General features: G+C 58.5%; 33 protein-coding genes. 20 read left to right on the top strand and 13 right to left on the bottom strand.

Translation table 11 applies throughout. The features are described 5' to 3' along the window. Position 1: 1 nt before the first annotated feature. Positions 2 to 505: a universal stress protein gene (locus tag AC2FHX_RS16680; RefSeq protein WP_496702941.1), complete on the top strand. Its 504-nt coding sequence runs from the start codon at positions 2 to 4 to the stop codon at positions 503 to 505. Between the two features lie 5 nt (positions 506 to 510). On the opposite strand, the gene AC2FHX_RS16675 is transcribed toward AC2FHX_RS16680, so the two are convergent. Further along, positions 511 to 843: an ArsR/SmtB family transcription factor gene (locus AC2FHX_RS16675; protein ID WP_142639170.1), complete on the bottom strand. Its 333-nt coding sequence runs from the start codon at positions 841 to 843 to the stop codon at positions 511 to 513. Positions 844 to 926: 83 nt separating this feature from the next. On the opposite strand from AC2FHX_RS16675, the gene AC2FHX_RS16670 reads away from it, so the two are divergent. The 7 genes from AC2FHX_RS16670 to AC2FHX_RS16640 all read left to right on the top strand — a co-directional run bounded on the left by AC2FHX_RS16670 (position 927) and on the right by AC2FHX_RS16640 (position 5,631). Then, positions 927 to 1,838 (top strand): DMT family transporter, encoded by a 912-nt coding sequence (locus AC2FHX_RS16670; protein WP_496702943.1) that lies wholly within the window; start codon positions 927 to 929, stop codon positions 1,836 to 1,838. Between the two features lie 184 nt (positions 1,839 to 2,022). After that, entirely contained in the window at positions 2,023 to 2,355 is a 333-nt protein-coding gene (locus AC2FHX_RS16665; RefSeq protein WP_496702945.1) for an AtpZ/AtpI family protein, read from the top strand. A gap of 2 nt (positions 2,356 to 2,357) precedes the next feature. Next, positions 2,358 to 3,116 (top strand): F0F1 ATP synthase subunit A, encoded by a 759-nt coding sequence (locus AC2FHX_RS16660; RefSeq protein ID WP_142639176.1) that lies wholly within the window; start codon positions 2,358 to 2,360, stop codon positions 3,114 to 3,116. Between the two features lie 48 nt (positions 3,117 to 3,164). Continuing rightward, positions 3,165 to 3,389: a F0F1 ATP synthase subunit C gene (locus AC2FHX_RS16655; protein ID WP_005981269.1), complete on the top strand. Its 225-nt coding sequence runs from the start codon at positions 3,165 to 3,167 to the stop codon at positions 3,387 to 3,389. A gap of 86 nt (positions 3,390 to 3,475) precedes the next feature. Then, on the top strand, positions 3,476 to 4,027 hold the full coding sequence (locus AC2FHX_RS16650) for a F0F1 ATP synthase subunit B' (RefSeq protein ID WP_271951428.1): 552 nt from the start codon (positions 3,476 to 3,478) through the stop codon (positions 4,025 to 4,027). 5 nt (positions 4,028 to 4,032) lie between these two features. Then, complete coding sequence (locus tag AC2FHX_RS16645; RefSeq protein ID WP_496702947.1) at positions 4,033 to 4,593, top strand: F0F1 ATP synthase subunit B; 561 nt, start codon at positions 4,033 to 4,035, stop codon at positions 4,591 to 4,593. Positions 4,594 to 4,770: 177 nt separating this feature from the next. After that, positions 4,771 to 5,631, top strand: coding sequence for a glycosyltransferase family 2 protein (locus AC2FHX_RS16640; RefSeq protein WP_271951424.1), 861 nt, complete (start codon positions 4,771 to 4,773; stop codon positions 5,629 to 5,631). Here the strand turns inward: AC2FHX_RS16640 and AC2FHX_RS16635 are convergent. Both AC2FHX_RS16635 and AC2FHX_RS16630 read right to left on the bottom strand, forming a co-directional pair. After that, positions 5,628 to 6,122 carry a metal-dependent hydrolase gene (locus AC2FHX_RS16635; RefSeq protein ID WP_496702949.1) on the bottom strand — a complete coding sequence of 165 codons (495 nt, stop codon included), beginning with the start codon at positions 6,120 to 6,122 and terminating at the stop codon, positions 5,628 to 5,630. The genes AC2FHX_RS16640 and AC2FHX_RS16635 overlap by 4 nt on opposite strands. Beyond that, a complete protein-coding gene (locus tag AC2FHX_RS16630; protein ID WP_142639185.1) occupies positions 6,122 to 6,892 on the bottom strand; it encodes an FCD domain-containing protein in 771 nt (256 codons plus the stop codon). Before AC2FHX_RS16630 ends, AC2FHX_RS16635 begins: the two co-directional genes overlap by 1 nt. Positions 6,893 to 7,041: 149 nt before the next feature. On the opposite strand from AC2FHX_RS16630, the gene AC2FHX_RS16625 reads away from it, so the two are divergent. The 5 genes from AC2FHX_RS16625 to AC2FHX_RS16605 all read left to right on the top strand — a co-directional run bounded on the left by AC2FHX_RS16625 (position 7,042) and on the right by AC2FHX_RS16605 (position 13,644). Then, a complete protein-coding gene (locus AC2FHX_RS16625; protein WP_496702951.1) occupies positions 7,042 to 8,232 on the top strand; it encodes an aminotransferase-like domain-containing protein in 1,191 nt (396 codons plus the stop codon). Positions 8,233 to 8,276: 44 nt separating this feature from the next. Continuing rightward, on the top strand, positions 8,277 to 8,684 hold the full coding sequence (locus AC2FHX_RS16620) for a hypothetical protein (RefSeq protein ID WP_496702953.1): 408 nt from the start codon (positions 8,277 to 8,279) through the stop codon (positions 8,682 to 8,684). A gap of 140 nt (positions 8,685 to 8,824) precedes the next feature. Further along, positions 8,825 to 12,280 (top strand): chromosome segregation SMC family protein, encoded by a 3,456-nt coding sequence (locus AC2FHX_RS16615; RefSeq protein ID WP_496702955.1) that lies wholly within the window; start codon positions 8,825 to 8,827, stop codon positions 12,278 to 12,280. A 54-nt stretch (positions 12,281 to 12,334) separates the two neighbouring features. Further along, positions 12,335 to 12,685 (top strand): hypothetical protein, encoded by a 351-nt coding sequence (locus AC2FHX_RS16610; protein WP_281973514.1) that lies wholly within the window; start codon positions 12,335 to 12,337, stop codon positions 12,683 to 12,685. 161 nt (positions 12,686 to 12,846) lie between these two features. Continuing rightward, positions 12,847 to 13,644: a class II glutamine amidotransferase gene (locus AC2FHX_RS16605; RefSeq protein ID WP_271951405.1), complete on the top strand. Its 798-nt coding sequence runs from the start codon at positions 12,847 to 12,849 to the stop codon at positions 13,642 to 13,644. A 20-nt stretch (positions 13,645 to 13,664) separates the two neighbouring features. Here AC2FHX_RS16605 and AC2FHX_RS16600 read toward each other — a convergent pair whose 3' ends face one another. The 3 genes from AC2FHX_RS16600 to AC2FHX_RS16590 are packed head-to-tail and all read right to left on the bottom strand — an operon-like array spanning position 13,665 to position 16,722. Continuing rightward, on the bottom strand, positions 13,665 to 14,828 hold the full coding sequence (locus tag AC2FHX_RS16600; RefSeq protein ID WP_496702957.1) for a lytic murein transglycosylase: 1,164 nt from the start codon (positions 14,826 to 14,828) through the stop codon (positions 13,665 to 13,667). A gap of 11 nt (positions 14,829 to 14,839) precedes the next feature. Beyond that, positions 14,840 to 15,760 (bottom strand): adenosylcobinamide-phosphate synthase CbiB, encoded by a 921-nt coding sequence (cbiB, locus tag AC2FHX_RS16595; protein WP_496702959.1) that lies wholly within the window; start codon positions 15,758 to 15,760, stop codon positions 14,840 to 14,842. Continuing rightward, positions 15,757 to 16,722 (bottom strand): threonine-phosphate decarboxylase, encoded by a 966-nt coding sequence (locus tag AC2FHX_RS16590; protein WP_496692187.1) that lies wholly within the window; start codon positions 16,720 to 16,722, stop codon positions 15,757 to 15,759. The genes cbiB and AC2FHX_RS16590 overlap by 4 nt, the downstream gene beginning before the upstream one ends. A 183-nt stretch (positions 16,723 to 16,905) precedes the next feature. Here AC2FHX_RS16590 and AC2FHX_RS16585 point away from each other — a divergent pair, with 183 nt between their 5' ends. Next, positions 16,906 to 17,268 (top strand): response regulator transcription factor, encoded by a 363-nt coding sequence (locus AC2FHX_RS16585; RefSeq protein ID WP_142639202.1) that lies wholly within the window; start codon positions 16,906 to 16,908, stop codon positions 17,266 to 17,268. Here AC2FHX_RS16585 and AC2FHX_RS16580 read toward each other — a convergent pair. Then, positions 17,250 to 18,239: a glutathione S-transferase family protein gene (locus AC2FHX_RS16580; protein WP_496698449.1), complete on the bottom strand. Its 990-nt coding sequence runs from the start codon at positions 18,237 to 18,239 to the stop codon at positions 17,250 to 17,252. The genes AC2FHX_RS16585 and AC2FHX_RS16580 overlap by 19 nt on opposite strands. Positions 18,240 to 18,451: 212 nt before the next feature. Between AC2FHX_RS16580 and AC2FHX_RS16575 the strand changes: the two genes are divergently transcribed. Next, on the top strand, positions 18,452 to 18,805 hold the full coding sequence (locus AC2FHX_RS16575; RefSeq protein WP_142639206.1) for a hypothetical protein: 354 nt from the start codon (positions 18,452 to 18,454) through the stop codon (positions 18,803 to 18,805). Positions 18,806 to 18,840: 35 nt separating this feature from the next. Here the strand turns inward: AC2FHX_RS16575 and AC2FHX_RS16570 are convergent, their stop codons facing one another. After that, positions 18,841 to 20,013, bottom strand: coding sequence for a MalY/PatB family protein (locus AC2FHX_RS16570; RefSeq protein ID WP_496702961.1), 1,173 nt, complete (start codon positions 20,011 to 20,013; stop codon positions 18,841 to 18,843). A gap of 94 nt (positions 20,014 to 20,107) precedes the next feature. Between AC2FHX_RS16570 and def (AC2FHX_RS16565) the strand changes: the two genes are divergently transcribed. The 5 genes from def (AC2FHX_RS16565) to AC2FHX_RS16545 are packed head-to-tail and all read left to right on the top strand — an operon-like array spanning position 20,108 to position 22,515. After that, positions 20,108 to 20,626, top strand: coding sequence for a peptide deformylase (def, locus tag AC2FHX_RS16565; RefSeq protein ID WP_271951383.1), 519 nt, complete (start codon positions 20,108 to 20,110; stop codon positions 20,624 to 20,626). Beyond that, positions 20,623 to 21,117, top strand: coding sequence for a peptide deformylase (gene def / locus AC2FHX_RS16560; protein ID WP_142639212.1), 495 nt, complete (start codon positions 20,623 to 20,625; stop codon positions 21,115 to 21,117). Before def (AC2FHX_RS16565) ends, def (AC2FHX_RS16560) begins: the two co-directional genes overlap by 4 nt. Before the next feature lie 2 nt (positions 21,118 to 21,119). Continuing rightward, positions 21,120 to 22,034, top strand: coding sequence for a methionyl-tRNA formyltransferase (fmt, locus tag AC2FHX_RS16555; protein ID WP_496702964.1), 915 nt, complete (start codon positions 21,120 to 21,122; stop codon positions 22,032 to 22,034). Between the two features lie 6 nt (positions 22,035 to 22,040). Continuing rightward, complete coding sequence (locus AC2FHX_RS16550; protein WP_282022238.1) at positions 22,041 to 22,277, top strand: hypothetical protein; 237 nt, start codon at positions 22,041 to 22,043, stop codon at positions 22,275 to 22,277. Position 22,278: 1 nt separating this feature from the next. Continuing rightward, positions 22,279 to 22,515: a GlsB/YeaQ/YmgE family stress response membrane protein gene (locus tag AC2FHX_RS16545; protein WP_282022239.1), complete on the top strand. Its 237-nt coding sequence runs from the start codon at positions 22,279 to 22,281 to the stop codon at positions 22,513 to 22,515. A 7-nt stretch (positions 22,516 to 22,522) separates the two neighbouring features. Here AC2FHX_RS16545 and AC2FHX_RS16540 read toward each other — a convergent pair whose 3' ends face one another. From AC2FHX_RS16540 to ispH, 5 genes are read right to left on the bottom strand one after another with little or no spacing between them, the layout of a single operon-like run. Beyond that, on the bottom strand, positions 22,523 to 23,152 hold the full coding sequence (locus AC2FHX_RS16540) for a trimeric intracellular cation channel family protein (protein WP_496702966.1): 630 nt from the start codon (positions 23,150 to 23,152) through the stop codon (positions 22,523 to 22,525). Continuing rightward, on the bottom strand, positions 23,149 to 23,616 hold the full coding sequence (gene rnhA / locus AC2FHX_RS16535; protein WP_496692195.1) for a ribonuclease HI: 468 nt from the start codon (positions 23,614 to 23,616) through the stop codon (positions 23,149 to 23,151). Before rnhA ends, AC2FHX_RS16540 begins: the two co-directional genes overlap by 4 nt. Continuing rightward, positions 23,609 to 24,193, bottom strand: coding sequence for a class I SAM-dependent DNA methyltransferase (locus AC2FHX_RS16530; protein ID WP_496702968.1), 585 nt, complete (start codon positions 24,191 to 24,193; stop codon positions 23,609 to 23,611). Before AC2FHX_RS16530 ends, rnhA begins: the two co-directional genes overlap by 8 nt. Then, positions 24,190 to 24,642 carry a DUF3429 domain-containing protein gene (locus tag AC2FHX_RS16525; protein ID WP_282022242.1) on the bottom strand — a complete coding sequence of 151 codons (453 nt, stop codon included), beginning with the start codon at positions 24,640 to 24,642 and terminating at the stop codon, positions 24,190 to 24,192. Before AC2FHX_RS16525 ends, AC2FHX_RS16530 begins: the two co-directional genes overlap by 4 nt. Further along, entirely contained in the window at positions 24,639 to 25,589 is a 951-nt protein-coding gene (ispH, locus tag AC2FHX_RS16520) for a 4-hydroxy-3-methylbut-2-enyl diphosphate reductase (protein WP_496698438.1), read from the bottom strand. Before ispH ends, AC2FHX_RS16525 begins: the two co-directional genes overlap by 4 nt. Positions 25,590 to 25,777: the final 188 nt, after the last annotated feature.

Below are 25,777 nucleotides of genomic sequence, written 5' to 3'. Positions count from 1 at the left end.
AATGTTTGACCAAGCGGGCGAGGGTGTTGAGGCAGATCAAGGCCTGGCACCCTCTGGTTTCTCTATGCTTCAGGCCAAGGAGGAACGTCCCATGTACAGTCATATCATGATCCCGGTTGATCTTCATCTGCCACCCGAGGTGCGCAAGGCCGCCAAAGTTGCAGCAGCTATAGCCGAATGGCAGGGGGCCAAGATTACTTTGGTCAGTGTCACCGGCACCCAACCGGGTGACCCTGTTCAGTCAGATGCTGCGATTGACAAGAACCTACGTGATTTTGCCAAACAGTTGGCTGAAAGCAGCGGGACCGAAGTGGCGTATCGCAATATCCATTCGGTTGATGTCGCCGCCGAAGTTGACGGTGACCTGACACGAACTGCCGAAGAAATCGAAGCTGACCTTATCGTCGTCGGCACCCATGCGCCGCGTATTACCGACTATATATTCTCGAGCCATGCGGGGTATCTGGCGAAACATGCCAGTGTCTCTGTTTTTGTAGTCAGGTAGGCGGATCATTCCTCGGCTGCGGGCAGTTCAACCTCAAGAAATCGTTCGAACGCGTCCAGATTGACCGGCTCGAACTGCCCGAACCCTTGCATCCAGACGGATGCGGATCGCAGCGCGTCAGGCTCCAGCTTGCACCACTTCACCCGTCCGCGCTTTTCTTGGCTGATCAGACCGGCTCTGGTCAGGATCACCAGGTGTTTTGAAATCGCGGCAAGCGACATCTCGAACGGTTCGGCGACATCCGTCACAGCCATGTCATCCTCCAGCAGCATCGCAAGGATGGCGCGGCGTGTGGGGTCGGCAAGGGCCGCAAAAACGGTATCGAGATCGTTGGACATACTCCTTTCCTAAAGCGCAAGAACCGGTTTGACAATTTTCGGTATGAGGTCACTGTGCCCCGGCATGTGTTTCGGGGGTTGGGATGTCACTAAAATACTGGCTGGTGATTTGTATTCTTGGCATCGGCTGGGGCATGTCCTTCATGTTTAATGCCATTTTGCTGCGGGAACTTGGGCCGCTTTCGGTGTCGATGGGACGGGTTGCATTTGGGGCGCTGGGGTGCTGGGTCTATGTGATCGGGGCGCGATTGCCAGTCAATCTGACACTGGCACGTGCGTTTGGGTTGTTGGGATTTGGTGCGCTCAGCTATGCCGCGCCCTTTGCCTTCTATGCGCTTGGGCAACAGCATATCGCTTCGGGTGTGGCAGGGATCGTCAATGCAACGACACCGGCCTTTGCCGTCATTGTTTCGCATTTCTGGCCCGGAAGTGAACGTGCCACCCTGTTAAAGTCTCTGGGCGTGGTTTGCGGCTTCACCGGTATCGTTGCGCTGTCCCTGCCTGTACTGGGCGGTGGCGCGTCGTCCGAATTTTGGGCGATCCTTCTGACACTTTGCGCACCGATCTGCTATGCGTTCTCAGTCAACATCGCGCGGGCCTTCCGGGATATGCAGCCTGTAGTTCTGACCGCCCTTGCATTGACGGGTGCTACGCTGGCCATCACGCCCTTGGCGCTTTGGCAAGAAGGACTACCCCACATAACCCGGGCCGAGACTTGGGCCTCGCTGGCGATGATCGGGTTTGTGCTGACATCCGCCGCCTTTATCGCGTTCTACTGGTTGCTGCCCAAAGTTGGCCCGACCAATATCTCGACAGTGACATTGATTGCGCCTGTTTCGGCGCTGGTGCTTGGAACATGGGTGCTGGGGGAAACCCTGCGGCCCGAGCATCTGCTGGGAATGGCAGCGATCTTCTCCGGTCTGCTTCTGATCGACGGGCGCGTGATCAGACGTATCTGGCAGGGGGTGTCGGGCAAAGATCAACCAAAAGGTTGAATATGCGGATTCCGTACCTTTGTACCCGCTTCCTGTGGTTCGGGCTGATCACGCCTATGCTGACTCAGAAAAAATACCTTTAAAAACAATAGATTAAAGTGCGGCAATTCGGGCTGCCAACGCCGTTGACTCTGCGCTCTCCGCCCCTTAGCACCGTGCCCAAGACTGTACGAGGGAAACGCCCGTGACTGATGATGACCAAAAGCAGCGTATGGCGCAGCTTGAGGCTAAGATCACGGCGGCGAAAAAGGCCAAGTCAAAGCCTGAGACCCGTGCGGACGCCGATTATTCGGGAGGCGAGCTTGCCTGGCGGATGGTCATCGAAATGGTATCCGGTCTGGGGATCGGATTTGGCATCGGATACGGGCTGGACAGCCTGTTCGGGACAATCCCGATCTTCCTGGTGCTGTTCACATTGCTGGGTCTGGTCGCCGGGGTAAAGGTTATGCTCCGCAGCGCACAACAGGCGCAAGAGAAACAGATGGCCGACAAGGCCGACGAAGACGAGAGGGACTGAACGTGGCAACTGAGACCACCGCAGCAGAAGGCAGCAGCCTGGTTTTCCATCCGATGGATCAGTTCATCGTCAAACCGCTTTTTGGCGACGGTGCGATTGCTTGGTACACGCCCACTAACGTCACTCTGTGGCTGTTTTTCGCAATTCTCGCCGTGATTGGCCTGCTGGTGCTCAGCACGTCCAAGCGCGCCATTGTCCCGACGCGCATGCAGTCGGTGGCCGAACTGGCCTATGGCTTTATCTACAAGATGCTTGAAGACATCTGCGGCAAGGATGGCGTCAAATACTTCCCTTATGTCATGACCCTGTTCATGTTCATCGTGACCGCGAACTTCCTGGGTCTGATCCCGACCTCGTTCACAACCACATCGCATTTCGCCGTGACCATCCCACTGGCGCTGGCCGTGTTCCTGACTGTGACCATTCTGGGTTTTGTCAAGAACGGCGCCGGGTTCCTGGGCCTGTTCTGGGTCTCCAGCGCGCCGCTGGCGCTGCGCCCGATCCTGGCGATCATCGAGCTGATCTCGTATTTCGTGCGCCCGGTCAGCCACTCTATTCGTCTTGCCGGTAACGTCATGGCAGGCCACGCGGTTATCAAGGTTTTCGCAGGCTTCGCCGCGATTGCCGTGATCTCGCCTGTGTCCGTTCTGGCGATCACCGCAATGTACGGTCTTGAGGTCCTAGTGGCCTTTATCCAGGCCTACGTATTCACCATTCTGACCTGTGTATATCTGAAGGATGCACTGCATCCGTCGCACTAAGGTCCGATACCCAAACATCGAAACTTCCAATTCGTAAGGAGAAACATCATGGAAGGCGATCTCGCACACATCGGCGCAGGCCTGGCAGCAATCGGTTCCGGCGCAGCCGCAATCGGGGTGGGCAACGTAGCAGGCAACTTCCTGGCTGGCGCTCTGCGCAACCCTTCGGCGGCTGCTTCGCAGACCGCAACCCTGTTCATCGGTATCGCATTTGCAGAAGCCCTGGGGATCTTTGCATTCCTAGTTTCGCTGCTGCTGATGTTCGCCGTCTAATCTGCGGAACCTGATCCTTACGCGCAGGTGGGCCCAAGCCATAGCGGCCCGCCTGTTGTAAAGACAACGTTCCGACGGAGGACATCATGGCGACAGAACCCGTATACGAAGAGGTGGCTGGCACCTGCGTTGACTCTCATGGGTCGGCGATTGGTATGCCTCAGCTTTGCTTCGATTGGTTCCCCAACCAGATTTTCTGGCTGGTCATCACGCTGGTCGTCATCTTTCTGGTCCTGTCCCGCGTGGCTCTGCCCCGCATCGCGGCAATCCTGGCGGAACGTCAGGGGACCATTACAAATGACCTGGCTGCGGCCGAAGATCTAAAGGCCAAAGCGGTCGAGGCTGAAGAGGCCTATAACAAGGCGCTGGCCGATGCCCGTTCTGAGGCACAGCGTATCGCTGCCGAAGCACGCGCCGAAATCCAGTCTGGTCTGGATGACGCGATTGCCAAGGCAGATGCTGAAATCGCTGCAAAAGCGGCTGAATCGGAAAAGGCTATTGCCGACATCCGTGCAGGTGCGCTGGAAAGCATTCAAATCGTTGCCAAGGATACGGCAGTCGAACTGGTTACCGCTCTGGGTGGCGAGGCTGATGCCAAAACCATCAACGGTGCGGTTGACGCGCAGACAAAAGGATAAGTGACATGCGGAACACTCTTGCCCTTATCCTGACATTTGTTGCCGCCAGCCCCGCGCTGGCCGCAAGTGGCCCGTTTTTCTCGCTTGGCAACACCGACTTTGTGGTTCTGCTGGGCTTCATCGTTTTCATCGCAGTCCTGTTCTACTTCAAGGTCCCGGGCATGATCGGTGGAGCGCTGGATAAGCGTGCCGAAGGCATCAAGTCCGAACTGGACGAAGCTCGCGCCCTGCATGAAGAAGCGCGCAGCCTGCTTGCCTCGTACGAGCGCAAGCAACGCGAAGTTCAGGGTCAGGCAGATGCCATCGTGGCCGCTGCCAAGGAAGATGCGGTTCTGGCGGCCGAGCAGGCCAAGGCCGATCTGGAGCAATCCATCGCGCGCCGTCTGGCGGCCGCGCAGGATCAGATTGCCTCGGCTGAGGCATCGGCTGTCAAGGAAGTCCGTGACCAGGCGATCACCGTTGCTGTTTCCGCAGCCAACGCCGTGCTGGCCAAGCAGATGACGGCCACTCAGGCCAACAAGCTGATTGATGCATCCATCGCGGATGTGAACGAAAAGCTGCACTAAAACACTTCCGGCCCGGCAGCACATCTGCCGGGTCCGGGCTTTGGGCTATCCGGCCCGAACCCCGCTTCCCGATTTGACCGGGGACCGATTGTCTGCGTTACATATTCGGAAACACTCCAACCAAATTTGCGCCCGTGCGATGGCATTTGCCGACACCGGACCGGATAAGAGCCCTTTATGACCGAATTGCCGACGATCAGTGTCGTTATCCCCAACCTGAACTGCGTCGATTTCATCGAACGGACAATCCTCTCGGTGCTTGAGCAGGAATATCCCAAGCTGGACCTGATCCTGTCGGACGGGGGCAGCACTGATGGTTCGATGGAGGTGGTCGAAAAGTACCGCGATGCGTTTTCACATATCATCTCGGGCCCGGATACCGGGCAGGCCAACGCTGTAAACAAAGGCTTTGCAGTGGCCACGGGCGACGTAATGGGTTGGATCAATTCGGACGATGTTCTTATTCCCGGCGGCCTTGCCACGGTAGGATCGCTGTTTGCGTTGAACAAAAACATGAATTGGATGACCGGGCGGGTCACGTGCATTGACGAAGAAGACAATGTCCTGACTGTACGGCGCCCAAAGCCCGTTTCACGGGTAAGGCTGCTTGCCGGGGATTATCAGTGGGTTCAGCAGGAATCGACCTATTGGCGGCGTGACCTTTGGGATCAGGTCGGGGGCCAACTAAACGAGAACCTCAAGCTTGCCGTCGACGGAGAGTTATGGCTGCGGTTTTCGCGACATACCGATTTGGTGCCCGTGCATGCTCAGGTCGGGGCTTTCCGGTTCCGCAAGGGCCAGCGGTCCGAAGCGGCTGAGGCTTACCATGCGGAAATGCTTCAGGCGATTGAGGTCGAGCGTCAGGCGCAGAGCCGGTCGGATGACCTGATCGGGGCGATATTGGACACGCCGTTGGAATTGCGCTCTCGGACCGAAGCTGAAGGGTTGTTTCCGTCGCTGTCCAGTCAGGACCCGAAGGCAATGAAACGGCCAAATTTGTGGGTTCACAGTCTTAAGCGGCGGCTGAACGGAATTTAACCCTGAAGGCCCTGCTGTTTCTTGCGCCTGCTGGTCCACCACACATAGGCCGCCAGGAGAGTGATTGCGATTTCGATCTTGAAGGTCCAATGGCTTAGAAAAGATAAAATCCAATGAGAATGCGTGGCCTGAACAACCACCAGCGGGTGGGTGAATTCGGAAATTGGCCAAGCCCATGCCACTTCGCCAATGATCGAATCCAAGGTCATATGCACCAGACCCCCGGCGCCGAAGGCTGCTGTAATGAGACCTGCGCGCGGGAATCTTAGCCGCAGCAGCAGGCCGAGCGTCAGGATGCCGAGCCAGAGCAGAGGGCGGTGTGTGAGGTATTCGTGATGGTGGTGGCTGCGATTGTCTACGAAATAGAACCACAGCAAATCGATATCCGGGGCGATGGAACCAATCATCGCAGCGGCAAACGCAGCTTTATCCAATCCGGGCGTCGCAGTGCGAAAGACCAGATACGCACCAGGTAGGTGCCCAATGAACATCAGTGCTGCCCTGTCTCATGGTCCAGGCGCTGCTGCGCAATGGCTTCGTTCCGCAGGGCTTTCTGGTGGTCTTCCATGCAGATGCGAACAAAGCCCAGATGCTCCTGGACTGCAACGCGCGCAGCCTCAGGGTCGCGTGCCTGCAGCGCTGAATTGATTTCCCGGTGTTGATCCAGAATGGCGTCTCGCGTCGTACGCTGCCGGAACATCATCTGCCGATTGTAGAAGACACCCTGTCGTAGCAGGTCGAACATCGACCGCATCATATGCAGCATGACCACGTTGTGACTGGCCTCAATGATGGCCATGTGGAACTGCGCATCCAGATGGGCCTCTTCCTCGGCCGCATTGCGGGCATGGGCGGCTTCCATCTTGTCAAAGATCGCCTGTACGACTTTCAGGTCGCTTTCCGACCCCAGTCTTGCCGCGCGTTCTGCTGCAAGCCCTTCCATGTCCCGGCGGAAGGACAGATAGTCGAAAACCGCCTCGTCATGGCTGCTGAACAACCGGATCAGAGCCGGTGAAAAAGCCGAGCCTAAGACTTCGGCAACATAGATTCCTGACCCCGCCTTGGCTGTCAGCAAACCCTGATGCTGAAGATCAGAAATCGCTTCGCGCAGTGAGGGGCGTGAAACGCCCAGACGGTCGGCCAGTTCCCGTTCTGCAGGCAAACGTTCTCCGGGGCGCAGGATCCCGCGCAGAATCAGCAACTCGATTTGTTTGACCACCGCAATGGACAGCTTTTCAGTTTGGATCTTTTGGAAGGGCATGGCGGCGCGTTTTCGAAATTGGTCAATTCATATGACCACGTATCCGGGCCTGGTTCAAGCAGGGGGTGGAGTTGAATTTAGGTCAGCAATATTGACATTATAAAATTTGCACCTAGGGTGGGTCGCAACAGGGCAGGAGGAGGCCAAGGATGACCCAGAATCTGTTTGCAACGCGGGCGTCCCGGATGAAAGCATCGGAAATCCGCGAGTTGTTGAAACTTCTTGATAAGCCGGGCATCATCTCCTTCGCGGGCGGCATCCCAGACCCAAACTTGTTTCCCACCGAGGCCTTTGCCCAAGCGTGTCAGGCCGCTTTGAGTGCTGGGCCGCAGGCGCTGCAATATTCAGTCAGCGAGGGCTATGTTCCATTGCGCGAATGGCTTGTGCAGCATATGCGCGAGATCGGCGTCGATTGTAGTGCCGATAACATCCTGATCACCTCGGGATCGCAACAGGCCTTGGATTATCTGGGCAAGCTCTATTTGTCGCCGGGGGATACTGCGTTGATCGGCTGGCCGACCTATCTGGGGGCGATCAACGCCTTTGATGCCTACGAGCCCCGGTTCGACCGTCTTATGCTTAATGGCAATAGAGGTGCCTCCGAATATTCCGAAGCCGCAGGCGAGGGCGCGGTCAAATTCGCTTATCTGTCGCCTGATTTCGCAAATCCAACCGGTGAGACCGTTGACCTGCGTGGTCGAGAATACCTGCTGGATCTTGCCGATGATCTGAATATAGCGGTGATCGAGGACGGCGCCTATCAGGCTCTGCGCTATGAAGGAGATGCCATCCCTCCGGTTTTGGCGTTAGAACAGGCGCGAAAAGGGTCGATCGAGGCCTGCCGTACGATCTATTGCGGTAGCTTCTCGAAAACGCTGTCTCCCGGTTTGCGCGTTGGCTGGGTGGTGGCCGCCAAGCCCATTATCTCGCAACTGGTATTGGTCAAGCAGGCGGCGGATTTGCATTCGCCCACGTTGAACCAGATGGCGGTTGAGCAGGTTGCCCGCGCGCATTTTGACACGCACATCCCGCTTTTGCGCCAGACTTATGGTGCCAGGCGCGATGCTATGCTGGATGCGTTACAACAGAACATGCCCGATGGCGTTCAGTGGACGCATCCCCAGGGTGGTATGTTCATCTGGGTGACTCTGCCTACTGGTATGAACGGGGCAGACCTGCTGGCCCGTGCGCTCGACACAGTGAAACTGGCCTTTGTACCGGGTCGGGCCTTTTTCGCAGATGGCTCGGGCGCCAATACGATCCGGTTGAGTTTCTCGAACTCGGATGAGGATACGATCCGCGAAGGTATTCGCCGCTTGGGAATCGTACTTAGGGCCTGAGCGAAGGAAAGGTTCTGTTAACCAGTTTTGGCAATGATGCGGATATGATCCGGATTTTGTCTTTTCTGATGCTGGCTGCATGTTCGGCCGGGACCCCCCACTTTCGCGATGTTCATGCGACGCGTATCGCTGTGAATGGCAGCGTATTTGATGTTCGCTTGCGCGGAGATCTGGCTGAAGCCGTTCGGGTCAATTCGCAATACGCTCCGCGTCTTGGCCCGATCCGCGAACGAGCGGCCATGGCGATGGCTCAGGTCTCGGGGTGCCCGATACTGGATGTCCTGGGCGACGCGGCCGTGACCGTTGGGGTTTTGGGTTGTGACCGCGCAATGGGCAAGCGGTTGCTGCTGACGGCGGTTTCGGTCCCGAATTACGAATGCATTGATACCGGGCTGTTTCATGACCTTGGTGACGGTGACGGCTATCAGGTCTTTGAGTGTACAGCCTACTGAATCGCGCTTTTTCTTGCGGATTTAGGCAAGATGTTGTGGATAAGTGGGCCATATATCCCATATCCTGCGCGACTCCGTTGACTCACCCCCAATCCGTTGCGCAGACTTCAAAGGTATAGGAATCACGGGACCCATTGCCTTTGCGCTTTAGCAAACTCAAACTCACCGGCTTCAAAAGCTTTGTTGATCCGACCGATCTGATTATCGCGGATGGGTTGACCGGTGTTGTGGGCCCTAATGGTTGTGGCAAATCCAATCTGCTGGAAGCTCTGCGTTGGGTGATGGGGGAAAACCGACCCAAATCCATGCGCGGTGGCGCGATGGAAGATGTGATTTTCGCCGGGGCCGCCACGCGGCCGGCCCGCAATTTTGCCGAAGTTGTGCTGACCATGGACAACTCCGAGCGGCTCGCGCCCTCGGGTTTCAATGACAGCGACCAGCTTGAGATTGTCCGCCGCATCACCCGAGATGTCGGCAGCGCCTATAAGACCAATGGCAAGGATGTGCGGGCGCGTGATGTGCAGATGTTGTTCGCCGACGCGTCAACGGGTGCACATTCTCCGGCGCTGGTCGGACAGAACCGCATTGCCGAACTGATTAACGCCAAACCCCGCTCTCGCCGCCGCATTCTGGAAGAGGCGGCCGGAATTTCGGGCCTCTATCAGCGCCGACACGAGGCCGAGTTGAAGCTGAAGGGTACCGAGGCCAACCTGACCCGTGTGGATGACGTGCTGGAACAACTGGGCGGACAGCTGGCGCAGCTGGCCCGTCAGGCGCGTCAGGCCGCCCGCTATCGCGAAATCGGAGAGCAGCTGCGCCAAGCCGAAGGCATGTTGCTCTATCGTCGCTGGAAAGAGGCCGACATGGCCCGCCAGCAGGCCGAGGAAAAGCTGCGCGAACGCCTGACCGAGGCGTCGCGCGCCGAAGCTGATGCACGCTCTGCCGTCGCAAGTCGGGCGGAAATCGAAGAAACCCTGCCACCCCTGCGCGAGGAAGAGGCCATTGCCGCCGCCGTCCTGCAGCGCCAACAGGTGCAGCGGGATCAGTTGTCGGATCAGGAAACCCGCGCCCGTCAGACGATTGAGACATTGACCAATCGCATTCAGCAGCTTGGCAACGATATCGAGCGCGAGGCCGGGCTGAACCGCGATGCGGGACAGATGATCGAACGGCTGGAATGGGAAGCTCGTGAATTGGCCAAGGCTGCCGATGGCCACGACGAAAAAGTCGCCGAGGCCGCCGAGGTCGCGCGCGAAGCGGCCTCTGTCCTGCAAGACCGCGAAGACCACTTGTCACAAGAGACTGAGGATATGGCGCGTCTGGTTGCGCGCCACCAGTCCGGCCAGCGATTGGTCGACGACAGCCGCAAAACGCTGGCCAGGTCGGAAGGTGAAGAGGAAAAGGCCCGCGCAGCGGTGGATGAGGCGAAAACAGCCCTGACCCGCGCCGCCGAGGCATTTGAGGCCGCGCAAGAAGGTGAAGAAGAGGCTCGCGAGGCCTCTGAAGCCGCCGAAGAGGCACTGGCCGCCGCTGACGAGTTACGCAATGAAACCCAGGGCCGCGAGGCCGAGGCGCGTGCGAAAAGATCCGAAGCTGAAGGTGAGCTGGGTGCGATCCGCGCCGAGACCACAGCTCTGGCCAAGCTGGTTGAACGGGATACCGCAGAAGGCGGGCAGGTGCTCGACATGCTGCGCGTGGAACCGGGCTATGAAAAGGCGTTGGGTGCTGCGCTTGCCGATGATCTGAGGGCGCCGTTGGTCGAGGGCGACGGGCCATCAGGCTGGGTTCCGGTGGCGGGTTACGATGCCGATCAATCGCTGCCCGATGGGGCCGAACCACTGGCCTTGCATGTATCCGGTCCTGATCGCCTCAGCCGCCGGATCGCGCAGATTGGTTTGGTCGATGCGGATCAGGGCGCGCGGTTGCAGGCATCGTTGAAGCCGGGCCAAAGGTTGGTGTCGCGTTCCGGCGATCTGTGGCGGTGGGACGGGTTCCGTGCCTGGGCCGAGGATGCGCCAAGTGCGGCCGCCCTGCGGCTTGAACAGCTCAACAAACTTGAGGCACTGAAACAGGAACTGGCCCGGACCGAGGCGCAGGCCGACGGGGCCCGCGCCGCGCACGAGACGCTGTCGCAACAACTGGCCGACGTGACCGAGGCTGACCGCCGCGCCCGCGAGGCACGCCGCGCCGCCGATCAGCGCATGGCTGAAACCGCGCGTCTGCTCAGCAGGGCCGAGGCCGATCGCAATCTGGCGCAGGGCAGGCTGGAAACGCTGGCGCTTGCCGTTGATCGCCACAAAGAGGATGCGATGTCCGCCCGCGCCCAACTGCGCGAGGCCGAGGGCGCCTTAACCGGTCTGGGCAATCTCGACAATGCCCGCGCGCAGGTCGAAGACATCAAACAGACGGTCGAGGCGGCGCGGATCACGATGCTGACTCACCGCTCGTCCCATGACGAGCTGCGCCGCGAGGGCGAGGCCCGTACCCGCCGTACACAAGAGGTCACCAAAGACCTCAGCGGTTGGCGGCACCGCCTGGACAGCGCCGAAAAGCGGATCTCGGAACTGGCCGAGCGCAAGGAAAGTTCCGAGGAAGAGCTATCCGAAGCGATGGCTGCTCCGGGCGAAATCGCCGAGGCGCGTGAAGAGTTGAACGAATTGATCGAAACTGCCGAAGCCCGCCGGGCCGAGGCCGCCGACAAGCTGGCTGCCGCCGAGTCCCGCCAGCGAGAGATTGTGCTGGCTGAGCGCGAAGCGGAACGTCTGGCTTCGGAGGCGCGCGAAAGCCGCGCCGCCGCTGAGGCGCGCTGTGATGCAGCCAAAGAGGCCGTATCGGCAGCGGCCGAGCGTATCGCTGAGGATCAACAGCTAACCCCGAACCAGTTGCTGAATCAGCTGGATGTGAATCCCGACCAGATGCCGGCTGCCGATGCTCTTGAGGCCGAGGTCAACCGCCACAAACGCCAGCGAGATGCGATGGGCGCGGTAAACCTGCGTGCCGAAGAGGACAGCAAAGAGGTTCAGGAAGAATTCGACACGCTGAACGGCGAAAAGGCCGATCTCGAAGAGGCGATCAAAGCGCTGCGCAGCGGCATCTCCAGCCTCAACCGCGAAGGACGCGAACGGCTACTGACCGCGTTTGAACAGGTGAATTCGAACTTCGCCATGTTGTTCAAGCATCTCTTTGGCGGTGGCGAGGCCAATCTGGTCATGGTCGAAAGCGACGACCCGCTGGATGCCGGCCTTGAAATCATGTGCCAGCCGCCGGGCAAGAAATTGTCGACGCTCAGCCTGCTTTCGGGTGGTGAACAGACCCTGACCGCGACGGCCCTGATCTTTGGCGTCTTTCTGGCGAACCCGGCTCCGATCTGTGTTCTGGACGAGGTCGATGCTCCGCTGGATGATGCCAACGTGACCCGGTTCTGCGACCTTCTGGACGAGATGTGCCGCCAGACCGACACACGGTTCCTGATCATTACCCACCACGCGGTGACCATGGCGCGGATGGATCGTCTGTTCGGCGTCACCATGCAAGAACAGGGTGTCAGCCAGCTGGTCTCGGTTGATCTGAAGAAAGCCGAACAGATGGTCGCCTGACCTCTCACTGCAACGTTATGAGCGGTTTCGTAAGAATTGGGTTAGGCTGCTGCCATGACCCGTTTCCTGATCATCGCCCTACTGACTGCTACCCCTTTAGGGGCCGCGGAATGGACGACCAAGCCCGATGACGTCCCTCTGACCCAACAAGAGTTGACGGCGCTGGCGGGTCGGACGCTGACCTTTTATGATGACGGGCAGTCGCGATACTCGGCTGGCGGGGCCTATTCCTATACCTATGCCAGCGGAGAATCCGCGTTCGGAACCTATTCCATCGCGGAGGATGGCAGTATCTGCGTGCAATACAGAAACGGGTTCGGTCGATGTGATCTTTATGTCCTGAGTGCTGGACGCCTGATCCTGATCACGGAAAAGGGAGAGCGTTTCCCGGTACGGCCCGAGTGACATTCAAGAAACCGGGCAACTGTTGAAATTGATCTGAATATTTGGATTTTTGGTGGTCATTTAATCGTAATATTTCAAAATTAGATGGAGATCAGGGGCGAATTCTCACCCCGCGTTGTTGTAATTTCCCGTATCAACAACGGATCAAAAGAGGCGGGTCGATGTGCAGATTTCTGGCTTGGGCGGGTGCGAAACGGTTTCTGGACGAACTTGTTATGGACCAGGAACAGTCGCTGGTGCATCAAAGCAGAAATGCCCTGATTGGCAAAACGCCGATCAACGCGGATGGTTTTGGGTTGGCCTGGTATTCCGGGCGCGAAACGCCTTGTTTTTACAAAGACACCAACCCGGCTTGGTCGGATGCCAACCTGAAACAGTTGACCCATCACACGAAATCGCACCTGTTCCTGGCGCATGTACGTGCCTCAACAGGGACTGCCACGTCGCGGAACAACTGCCATCCCTTTGGCTGTGGTAAGTGGAGCTTTATGCATAACGGGCAGGCCGGCGGCCATGACCGTATCCGCCAACAGCTTGACGGGATGATACCTAGCCACCTGTACGATCATCGCCTTGGCGCAACTGAAAGCGAGGCGATTTTTCTGATTGCCCATGGCGAAGGGTTGGACGCCGAACCCATCGCCGCGATGGAGCGTGCGGTGCACCGTGTCGAGGTGCTTGCCCGCGCTAAAGGAAGCCTACCCCATATGCGCTTTGCCGCCTGCTGGTCCGATGGAGATCGCCTGTTTGCTGCGCGCTATGCCTCGGACCGTTTCGCACCCAGCCTGCATTACAGGCCCTGCGATGATGGGATCATTATCGCGTCTGAGCCGCTGGATGCGAAGAATGGCGATTGGGCCGAGATCCCGGCAAATACCGCCATCGAAACACGCGGCGATAGGCTGCAGATGCATGTGTTTGAGCCGAACGGGCGATCTTTGGACGCCGAAGTCGCCTAGATCGCCGTATCGAAGAGCGACTAGAGCCGGTTCAACAACTCAGCCGTTGGCCAGGCATCCGCAGGCAGGCCTAGTCGTGCTTGCTCTGACTGTACAGCCGCGCGGGTCCCTGCGCCCAGAATCCCGTCGATCTTGCCCACATTATGGCCGCGCGCCTGCAGCTTGCTTTGCAGCTGCTTCATCTGTGCACCCGATAAGCCTTGGGCCGCGTTGCCCGCGTCATAGACCTGTGCCCCTTCAAGCCGGGTGCCGAAATAGGCTGCGGTCAGCACATAGACAAAGCTCTGGTTCCATTCGAAATACACATCAAAATTTGGATAGGCCAGAAAGGCAGGCCCGTTATGCCCTTGCGGTAGGATCAGCGAGGCGGGCAGGTTGGTGAGGGACCCGTTGCGTGCCTGAACGCCCATCGCCTGCCAGTCAGAAACCGAACGCGGTTTGCCCGGGCCCGATAGCGACCAATCCATCCGTGCGGGTACGGTGACCTCTTGCAGCCAAGGCTGCCCCGGTTGCCAGCCCAGATGCGACAGCATCTTGGCGCCCGACATAAGCGCATCGGGCGCAGAGGTCTTTAGCGAAACCTTGCCGTCACCATCGCCATCGACCCCGTTTTCCAGAATGTCTCGGGGCAGCATCTGCACCATTCCAATCTCGCCAGCCCAAGCACCTGACGTGCGGGCCGGGTCGAAATTTCCCCGGCTGTACAGCTCAATCGCAGCGAACACCTGAGGCCGGAACAATTCTGGACGACGGCAATCATGCGCCAGCGTCACCAGCGCGTTGCGGGTGTTGAAATCCCCCTGAAACGCCCCGTAATCCGTTTCGAACGCCCAAAATGCCAACAGCACCCCGCGCGAGACACCATATTGTTGCTCGATCCGGTCAAACACCGCGTCGTATTTGCGCGACATGGCCTGACCCCGGTCGATCCGGTTTTGAGAAATCAGGTGTCGCGAAAAATCAATGAACGGTTTCTGGAACACGCCCTGTGCCCGGTCGGCTTTCAATACCGCGTTGTCTTGTTGCACACCTTTGAAGAAGGCATTGACGGTGGATTTGTCAAAGCCTTGCTGAACGGCCTCGGCCTTCAACCCCTTCACGAAGGAATTGAAACCCCCGCCACATTGGGCAAGCGCAGGTGAAGCAAACAAGGCGGCGGCAACAAGGCCGGAAAGAAAACGCATGGACAGGTCCGTCAGATTATGAAGCTGACCCCAACCCACACTGACACGAGGCCAAGCGCAAGCCCCCATATCCTCCAAAGCATGTCACATGCGCGGAAAACCTCTGGCGCGCCGATGTCGCGTGGGGCCTCGCCGTTGACCCAGGCCAGATCACGGAGCTTTCCGTCATAACTGCGCGGCCCGGCAAGGGCCACGCTCAGCGCGCGTGCCATTGCCGCCTCGGGCCAGCCAGCGTTGGGAGAGATATGGCGGCGCGCATCGCCGACCATCTCGCCCCATCTGGCCCATTGGTTTGACAAGATGACGATCAACAGAAAGGTCAGTCGCGCGGGGATCAGGTTGAGGACATCATCCAACCGCGCAGCTGCCCATCCGAAATCACGGTATTTATCCGTGCGATAGCCGACCATGCTGTCGGCGGTATTGATCGCCTTGTAGACCAGAAGCCCTGGCAGGCCACCCACCAGAAACCAGAAGGCCGGCGCGATGACTCCGTCGCTGAGGTTTTCAGCCGCGCTCTCGATCGCGGATCGGGCGACCTGTGCTTCAGTCATGTCCTTGGTGTCACGTGACACGATCATGGCGACCTTCGCGCGCCCATCGACCAACGAGGTCTGCAAACCCTCGCCAACAGCGCGGACATGTTCCACCAGCGATTTTTGTGCCAACAGCACAGCGCAGATGATGGTGCCGATGATCGGGCCAAGCAAAGACAGAAGCCCCCCAAGCCCAGCGGCACCTGCGACCAGCAGCGCGGCAACAGCTATGCCCTTGAGGCGACGGTACGAGCCATGGTTCAGGCGGTCGTCAAGCCACCCGATGAGTTTACCAATCATAACGGCGGGGTGCCGGACGCGCGACCACAGCCAATCCGGCTCGCCCAGTGCAGCATCCAGACACATGGCGCAGACTAAGATAAAGGCGGTGCTCACAGGGCCGCCTCAAGCCGCGCCCAGCCATCTGCCGGTGGCAGGCCAAGGCGTAGATAGGTTTGCGAATAGGGGAATACACGACTCCAGATATGAGCGCGGGCCAGACGGTCTTGCCAGGCGCTGGCGTCGTCGACCTGATAGAGCCGGAACAGGCTGGTGCCGCCAATCAGCTGCGCGCCTTTCTGCGTTACCATCCGATCCATCCGGGCGGCATCGGCCGCCAAAAGCAGGCGGGTCTCGTCAGCCCAGGCCGTGTCGTGCAGCGCTTGCTCTCCGATCCGCAAGGCGGGACCTGAGACCGCCCAAGGCCCGGTCAGATCGTTCAAACGTGCGATCAGACCGGAGCGTGCGATGGCAAATCCCAGCCGAACCCCCGCCAGCCCCCAGAACTTGCCAAAGCTTTTTAGCACGATAACACCGGGCCGGTCGGCAAGATGGATCAGCGAGGCATCGGGCGTGACGTCGCAAAAGCTCTCGTCGATAATCGTCAGGGGGGCATCCACATCGTTCACGCTCCAGATGCGCCCATCTGGGTTGTTGGGGTGCACGATCACGCGCGCCTCGACTGTGCCGGAGTTCTGTAGCGTCCAGCCCTGCGCGGCAAAGGCGGCGGCATGTTCGTTATAGGTCGGAGTGGTAATCTGAACCCGGCCGGTTGCAGCCAGCGCAGGAATGCGGGCGATCAGAGCAGATGCGCCGGGTGCAGGCAGGATCTCTGCTCCCTCGGGAACTGACCAGAAACTGCGGGCCGCATCGGCCAGCCGTTCAAATGCGCCATGGTCGGGCAATTCCATCCAATCCGATGGGGTGAGCCCGGCAACCTCGTATGGAACCGGATTGATTCCGGTGGATAGGTCGATCCAATCGGTTCGCTTACCGCCATAGACAGACATGGCCCCATCCAGCCCACCGCCATGGTCCCGGGCGGCCCGCGGATTCAAATCTCTGTTTTCGCGCGCCATCGGGCCCCTCGCCGGAATCACCAAAATTTGCTTGTTTCAAGCGGATTTCTGCCGGTTTTACAAGCAAATCCGCGTGATCAGAGGTGTGCTCAGGCCTGGTTAACACTTTGTTAATGAATTCGCGTGAACACAAACCTTAGGGGTCGGCACCACTCACCAATATAAGTGCCGAGGTTGTTGATGATGAATGTACTGATTGTTGAGAGTAACCCTGATTTAGGTCGGGTCTGGAAAAGGCATCTTGAGCGACAGGGTGCCGAGGTCACGCTTGTGACCGGGCAAGAGGATGCGATCCTTGCCCTTTATGGTGCCGAATTTGAGATCATCGTGATGGATCTGGTGCTGGAAACCGGTAGCGCCTTGGCCGTGGCTGACTTTGCCAGCTATCGCAGGCCCGAGGCCCGGGTGATCTTCGTGACCAACACCACTTTCTTTTCGGATGGCTCGATCTTTGCCCATAGCCCGAATGCCTGCGCTTATGTGCAAAGCGGCACGCCGCCAGAGGATCTGGCGGCGATGGTTGAGCATTACGCCGCGGGGCGCTGATCGCGCCCATGGGGCTCCAGATAGTTCAGGATCGGGTTCGTCGGGATGATCCGGTGCGGGTTAATGCTCTCATGGCTGTAGTGATAGTGGCGCACGATATGGTTTAAATTCACGGTCCGCGCAACACCCGGCCACTGGTACAGCTCGCGGGTATAGGCCCACAGGTTGGGATAGTCGATCAGACGCCGCCGGTTGCATTTGAAATGCAGATGGTAGACCGGGTCGAACCGGATCAGCGTGGTGAACAACCGCCAGTCGGCCTCGGTGATGCGGTCGCCCATCAGATAGCGGCTGGTGGACAGCCGGTCTTCGAGCCAGTCCAGCGTGTCAAAGAGCGGGCCAACGGCTGCGTCATATGCCGCCTGGCTGGTGGCAAAGCCGGATTTGTAGACTCCGTTATTGATGTCGGAATAGATGCGGGCATTGACCTGTTCGATTTCGTCACGCATTGCCTCGGGCCAGTAATCATCGGTGTTCCCGGTGATCCCGTCAAAGGCCGAGTTGAACATCCGAATGATTTCCGAACTTTCGTTCGAGACGATGGTTTCCTGTTCCTTGTCCCACAGGATTGGAACGGTTACGCGCCCCGAATAGGTCGGGTCAGCCTTGGTATAGATTTGGTGGGCATAGTCCATTCCGTACAGTACGTCGCCCGCCGCCCCGTGTTCGTCGGTTGCAAATGTCCATCCCTTGGTCAGCATGTCTGGGTGTACGACCGAAACCGGGATCAGATCGGACAGCTCTTTCAGTTCGCGGAAAATCAGTGTCCTGTGGGCCCAGGGGCAGGCATGGCTGACATAAAGGTGATACCGGTCGGGCTCGGCATTGAAACCATCTTTGCCAGAGGGGCCGGCACTGCCATCGGCGGTCAACCAGTTGCGAAACTGCGCCGCGCTACGCTTGAAGGCGCCGCCTGTGGATTTGGTATCATACCACGTGTCATGCCATTTGCCGTCGACCAATAGGCCCATGCTTGGATCCTCCGTAATGCGGTTTCCCGGAACATACGCTTTGAAGGGGACCGATCCTATGCGAGCCGCCGCGCATTGTGCCTGCGTTTTCGCACAGGTTGGAATGGGATTTCCGTGCAACAGGTTTGGATTCGACCGCGTTGAGTGATCGGCTTCACTGGATTTTTACAGTCTACGTTCCAAAATAGAGTCCGCTGCGGGGGAGTTTTGATATGAGTACCTATGTTTCCAAAGAAATCAGCGCCGAATTGGATGCTGCGCGAATCGCGAGTCTGAAGAAAACCAGCCGACTTCGTGTCGAATTGGGTGACAATACCTACAAAATTCTCCGATTGTGGAAGGATGGCTTCACCGTAGAGGCCGCGACCACGCCTCGATTGCGCGGTTTGGTCGATATCTACGATGGCGCGCGTCACTTATATCAATGCCTGATCATTGCCGATGAATGTGAGGCAGGCGAAATGCGTTATGAATTCAAGCGCAGCACGGCCGCCTCCGACAAGGCCCCATTGGATTTCTATCGATCTCCGGACGCGCCCATCGCGCTGCTTGGAAACAAGGACTAGGCTTTTGCCCATCGGGTCTGCCGATGGGCATCCCGCTATTGCAGATCGGAAAACGCGTGTTTCAGCCGTTTGCTGGCCTCTTCAACACGCCCGCGTTGCGTCGCAAGATTGAACCGCTCGAATGTCTCTCCGCCCGCACCAAAGCCGGGGCCGGGCGAGGTGGCGATTTTTGCATCCTCGCGCAGACGCCGGGTAAATTCTGCGTGGTCCATTCCGGTGCCCGAGAAATCAATCCAAGCCAGATAGGTTGCCTGTAAGGGCATTGACCACAGGCCAGGGATTTCTGCGATTGCAGCGTCAAAGATTTTTCGGTTGCTATCAAGATGGGCGATCTGTTCATCCACCCAAGCGGCCCCTTCAGGCGAATAGGCAGCGGTGATCATTGCGACTCCCAATGCGCTGGGATCATAATCCAGTGTCTGGATTCGGCGACGCATCGCGGCGCGCAGGTGCGGGTCGGGAATGATCATATTCCCCGTCCGTTGACCTGCGATGTTGAAGGTCTTGGACGCTGCCGTCAGTGTCACCGTCCAAGGCCGCGCAACCGGCGCGGCGACATCCATCGGAACAAAGGTCGTGCCGGGATAGACCAGATCGTGGTGAATCTCGTCCGATACCAGAATAAGGCTGTTCCGTTCCGCAAATGCCGCGACTGCGCGCAATTCTTCTGGCGTCCAGACCCGGCCCGAGGGGTTCTGAGGCGAGCACCACAAAAGCATCTTCTCGGTTCCGTCCAGCCGCGATTGCGCGTCTTCCAGATCAAGGCCATAGCCGTCGCCGTCGCGCATCAAGGGGCATTCCACCACGCGCCGACCCGACTTGTTCACCTTATGTGCAAACTCATGGTAGACGGGTGTAAAGATGACCACTCCGTCGCCCGGACTGGTCCAGACATCGAGGCAGAGGGCAATCGCATTTCCCAGACCCTGCGACGTCAGAATCCAATCAGAATCGATCTCCCACCCGTGGCGGTTCTTCATCCACCATTGGATGGAATTCAGGTAGTCCGGGTGCATCCAGGAATATCCGAAAACACCGTGATCCGCCGCGTTACGCACAGCGTCGATCACACAAGGCGCCGTAGAATAGTCGGAATCGGCCGTCCACATTGCCAGACTGTCATCTGGCGAAAGGCCATACAGCTTTTCAAGCTTGTCCCATTTCGAACTGTTAGTGCCGCGGCGGTCGATCAGGTCGTTGAATGTCATATCTGCTCCATCTGTCCGGATGAAAGCTAGCCGCAAATTCGGCAGGTGCAAGGGGGGCGTTGCGGCTTAGGGCGTGATGGCCTAAATCAACCTCATGAAACGCAATATACTGATCCATCCCGACCCCCGCCTGAAAAAGATCTGCTCTCCCGTAGTGGATCTGACGGACGAATTGCGCCAGCTGGCTGATGACATGCTTGAGACGATGTATGATGCGCCTGGTATCGGGCTGGCAGCGCCTCAGATTGGGATGCTGGACCGGCTGATCGTTATGGACTGTGTCAAGGAAGAGGGCGAGGCTCCACGCCCGCTGATTATGTTCAACCCCGAAGTGGTCGCATCGTCGGACGAGACGAATGTCTATGAAGAAGGTTGTCTTTCGATCCCCGAACAATTCGCCGAAGTCACGCGCCCAAAGGTCGTGGACGTGGCTTGGATCGATCGTGATGGTAACGCGCAGCGGGAAACATTCGATGGCCTTTGGGCAACCTGTGTCCAGCATGAGATTGACCACCTGAACGGGAAGCTGTTCATCGATTATCTTAAGCCTATGAAACGCCAGATGATCACCCGAAAAATGCAAAAGCTGAAACGCGAGCAGGCGCGCGAATGACCGTTCGTACCTGCCTGCCATGGCCTGATAAGCGTCTGCGGACTAAAGCCGAAGATATCACCGAAATTACTGACGAGGTTCGTGCCATCTGGGATGACATGATCGACACAATGGAGGCGATGCCCGGCGTCGGCCTTGCCGCACCGCAGATCGGCGTGATGCTCCGGCTGGCGGTGGTCGATGGCTCGACCGAGAGGGGGCGGGCTGTGCGGCTGGCAAACCCTGAGATCCTGCACAGATCCGTCGAATTGCGCGAGCATGAAGAAGCCAGCCCAAACTTGCCTGGCGTGTCGGCCAATGTGAAACGTCCCCGGGCTGTGACGGTAAAGTTTCTCAACGAAAAAGGCATCATCGACCGCCGTGACTTTGTCGGGATCGAAGCCACCAGCGTGCAGCACCAGATCGACCATCTAAACGGGCAGATGTATTTCGACAGGCTCAGCAAGGTCAAACGAGACATACTGCTGCGCAAAGCTAAAAAGCTGGGGTAGGCATGCGGCTGATCTTTTTGGGGACACCCGATTTCTCGGTTCCGGTGCTGGACGCGCTGATTGATGCGGGGCATGAGGTTGCCGCCGTCTACTGCCAGCCTCCGCGCCCAGCGGGCAGAGGCAAAAAGGATCGTCCAACCCCCGTTCATGCTCGGGCCGAGGCATTGGGACTGACCGTTCGGCATCCGGTCTCATTGAAATCAGCGGAAGAACAGGACGCCTTTGCCGCGTTGAATGCGGATGTGGCTGTCGTCGTGGCCTATGGTCTGTTGTTGCCACAACCGATTCTGGATTCGCCTACGCAGGGATGTCTGAACATTCATGCAAGCCTGTTGCCGCGCTGGCGGGGGGCTGCGCCGATCCATCGGGCGATCATGGCGGGTGATGCGCAAACCGGTATTTGCATCATGCAGATGGAGGCTGGTCTGGATACCGGGCCAGTCCTGTTGCGGCGGGCCACCGACATTGGTGCGCAGGAGACCACAGGGCAGTTGCATGACCGGCTGTCTGAAATGGGCGCTTCTCTGATCGTCGAGGCACTGTCCAAACTGCCGAACCTGACGCCCGAGCCTCAACCCGACGTCGGCGTGACCTATGCCGCCAAGATCGACAAGGCTGAGGCGCGTGTTGACTGGGCCAGACCCGCGGTCGAAATTGACCGTCAGATCCGTGGCCTGTCCCCCTTTCCCGGCGCCTGGACCGAGATGAATGGCGAGCGGATCAAGCTGCTTGGTTCCAAATTGGCCGAGGGGCAGGGTGTTGCAGGAGAGGTTCTTGACGACCAACTGAAGGTTGCCTGTGACGATGACGCGATTGAGCTACTGCGCTTGCAACGGGCGGGTAAAGGGGCGCAGGATAGGGAAACTTTTCTGCGGGGGTGGCCGATTGCCGTTGGTACCCGCCTGTCATCGGAGTAGGCCACCATGTTCATGATCCTGATGGGGACTGTCGTTATTGCTGGGATTGTCGGCTATCTGTCCGAGAAATCCGGCTTTACCCATAATGGCATTCTGCAGTCGATCATCATCTGCGTAGGCGGTGCATTCCTGTTCTATTTCGTGCGCATCATGTTTGGGATCAGCTTTGGCCCGCCCGGTCTGGATGCAGTGCTGTCCTCGATCGGGGCGCTGATCATCGTTCCGACCCATTGGAGGAAGTGACATGCCCGTCATCGCCCTGATCGTCATCGGCGCCGCTGCGGGTTTTCTGGCCACCCGCCTGATGCGGATCGAGGCGGATATTCCCACCACCATGCTGATCGGTATCATTGGTGCCTTGGTTGGTGGGTTTCTTCTGCGGGCATTGGTCACGATGATGGGCTGGCTGTCCGGGTTTGTCGGCGCTGTGCTGGGGGCGCTTCTGGTGATCTGGATCTGGCAGACCTATAAGCGCCGCTAAGCCTTGGTCAAGGGCGACTGCGTGGCGGGCGGCTTTTGTAGACCGGCAGTCTCCAGCCGAACAGCAGCGATCCTGCCCGCAATGCCCAGCAGATCAGGGCGCATGCGGCAAGCACGGTCAGCTCCTCGAACCCCATCCGGTTGGCAATAACGGCCGCTACCGAGCCTGCAAGGGCGCAGGACACATAAAGCTCACCCTGTTTCAGCACCAGCGGAACCTCGTTGCAGACCACGTCCCGCATCAGGCCGCCAAAGCATCCGGTGGTGACACCCATCAACACCACGATCGTGCCGGATTGGTCCAAGGATAATGCGACGCCCGTGCCGGCAGCGACCGCGATGGACAGGGCGAAACTGTCCAACCAAACCAGCCAGTTATATCGGCTTTCGACCAGATGGGCTGTAAAGAACACAAGCACCGCCGCACTGCAGGCCATCAGGACATAGCTGGGCTGGCCAACCCAGAACACCGGATTCCGATCCAACAGCAGGTCACGCACCGTGCCGCCGCCAACGGCAGTCAGGCAGGCGATAAAGGCAAACCCTACAAGATCAAGCTGCGCGCGACTGGCGACCAATGCGCCGGTCAGCGCAAAAACCAGAACCGAGGCATAATCGAGCAGGTCCAAACCGTTCATGGCTGCGTCTTCTTGGGCTTGAACGGGGCCATGCCTGCACGGGCCAGTTCGTCGGCTTTTTCGTTTTCCGGGTGACCCGCGTGGCCCTTGACCCATTCCCAGGTCACATCATGACGCACCTGCGCCTCATCCAGCCGTTGCCACAGGTCGACATTCTTGACCGGTTTTTTGTTCGAGGTTTTCCAGCCGTTCTTTTTCCAACCGAATATCCAGCCGGTGACGCCGTTTTTCACATAGGCGCTGTCAGTGATTACGGTGATTTTCGAGGCACGTTCGAGCGTTTCAAGCGCGCTGATTGCGGCCAGAAGTTCCATTCGGTTGTTGGTGGTTTCAGCTTCGCCGCCGCTCAGTTCACGCTGTTTCAGGACGGTGTCGCCGTCCATTGCACGTAGCAACACACCCCAGCCACCCGGGCCTGGATTACCGGAACAAGCACCGTCAGTATAGGCAAACAGCTCAGGCATGGGCCAGCACCAGAATGAAGCCATCGTAAGAACCCGCCAGACCTTTGCCGATCCCGGTCCTAATCCCGTCGATGGTAAAGCCGGCATCTGCCAGGGCCTCCTCGATCTCGGTCTGCGAGAAGTAGCTATAATAGCGATCCAGATGATCGCGATGTTCGCCCGTGCCCAGTTTGAGGCCCAGGAAAAAAACGCCCTGCGGTTTCAGCGCCCGGTGGATGGCCGCCAAATGGCGTGGGAAATCCTTGCGGGGCGCGTGCAGCAGCGAGAAGCTGGCGTAGATGCCGTCATATGCGGCCACTTCGGTCACGTCGTCGAAAGTACCCAGATGCGCGTCCACGCCATTGGCGCGCGCATAGTCAACAAAAGCGGGCGTCGCATCCAGCGCATGCACGCTCAGGCCCTGGCGTAGAAAGAACGCGCTGTCTGACCCGGGGCCCGAGCCCAGATCCAACACATGCCCCTTACCGACGGCATCGACAAATTCCTGACGCGATGTCAGCTGCTCCGGTGGTAGAGGAACCTTGAGGTATTCGGCCACGTTGTTGGTATAGGCGTTGATGGTTTTGGGATCGCTCACAGATAGACTCCGACGGCAAGGCAGGCCAATACGACTGCGGTCAGCAAAATGCGCAACCGCATCCACCAGACCGGTGTTAGCCGCCAATACGAAAAGATGGCATCCAACACCAGTAGCCCGCCAAACCCCCACATTAGATTTGTGCCAGTGCTGACAGGCCCGCTGCCGGTTTTCAGAAAGGCCCACAGGGCGGGTAATGTGGACAGCGCATAACAGGTCGCGGCCTTGCTGCCAGAGGTTTTACTGGAAAACCCCCACAGCACGCCGGACATGAAGCTGAGGATGATCGCCCCATAATACAACTGGATATACGGACCGACAAAACGTGCGCCCAGTGCCTGTCGGCCCCAGTCGTTCAGATCGTCGTTCAGATAGGTCAGAGCGCCCCAGATGAAGGGGATCAGCCCGGCCAACCCCAGAAACAGCGGCGCCCTTGGTATGCCGCTCATGCGGGTTGGCGCAGGACGCGCGGGACTTTGAATTCGACATTCTCGGTCGCTGTTTCGACCATCTCGACCGTCACATCATAATGCTGGCGGAACGCATCGATAACTTCGTTGATCAGAACCTCGGGGGCAGAAGCGCCTGCTGTCAGAGCGACCGAAGAGATACCTTCGAGGGCGCGCCAATCGATATCGGTCGCGCGCTGCACCAGTTGGGCATAGCTGCATCCCGCGCGTGCCGCGACCTCGACCAAACGGCGCGAGTTAGATGAATTCGGCGCCCCCACAACCAGCAGGGCATCGGACTTCCGGGCCACAACCTTGACTGCTTCTTGCCGGTTGGTTGTGGCGTAACAGATATCTTCTTTGTGAGGGCCGACGATAGATGGAAACCGGGTCCGAAGCGCTGCAATGATATCCTTTGTATCGTCAACCGACAGGGTCGTCTGAGTGACAAAGGCCAGTTTGTCAGGGTCGCGGACCTGGACGTCTGCAACGTCTGCAACCGTTTCGACCAGCAAAACCTCTCCTTCCGGTAGCTGTCCCATCGTTCCGATAGTTTCGGGATGGCCCTTATGTCCGATCATGATCATCTGCAGCCCGGCTTCGGCGTGGCGCTGTGCTTCGACATGGACTTTGGAGACCAGCGGGCAGGTGGCGTCGACATAGACCATCTGGCGCTGCGCCGCCGTCGCGGGTACCGATTTGGGAACCCCGTGCGCCGAGAATATCACTGGCCGATCGTCGGGGCAGTCTTCCAGTTCATCGACAAAGATCGCACCTTTGGCACGCAGTCCATCGACCACGAATTTGTTATGGACAATCTCGTGCCGAACATAGACCGGGGCACCCCATTTCTGCAGCGCCATCTCGACAATCTTTATGGCCCTGTCGACACCAGCACAGAACCCGCGCGGGGCGGCGAGATAGAGGGTCAGGGGGGGCTTGGTCATGTCGCGTTCTCCTTACCGACACAGGTAAGTCTTTTCACGGCCATGGTCCAGTCAGGACAATGTCATTGATCCGACATGGTTCAATGCTAGCCAATAGGTGTTTTCAGCACCTGATCTTTGTTTAAAAAGCGCGGCCAGGGTTTCCCCTGACCGCGCTAATTTTCAACCGAGTTTGCTTTGGGGCCAGT

The sequence above is a fragment of the Ruegeria sp. CDSC042 genome (assembly GCF_059610745.1).
Note: the sequence above shows the minus strand (reverse complement) of the source record. Positions and strands in the feature narration are given on the sequence as shown.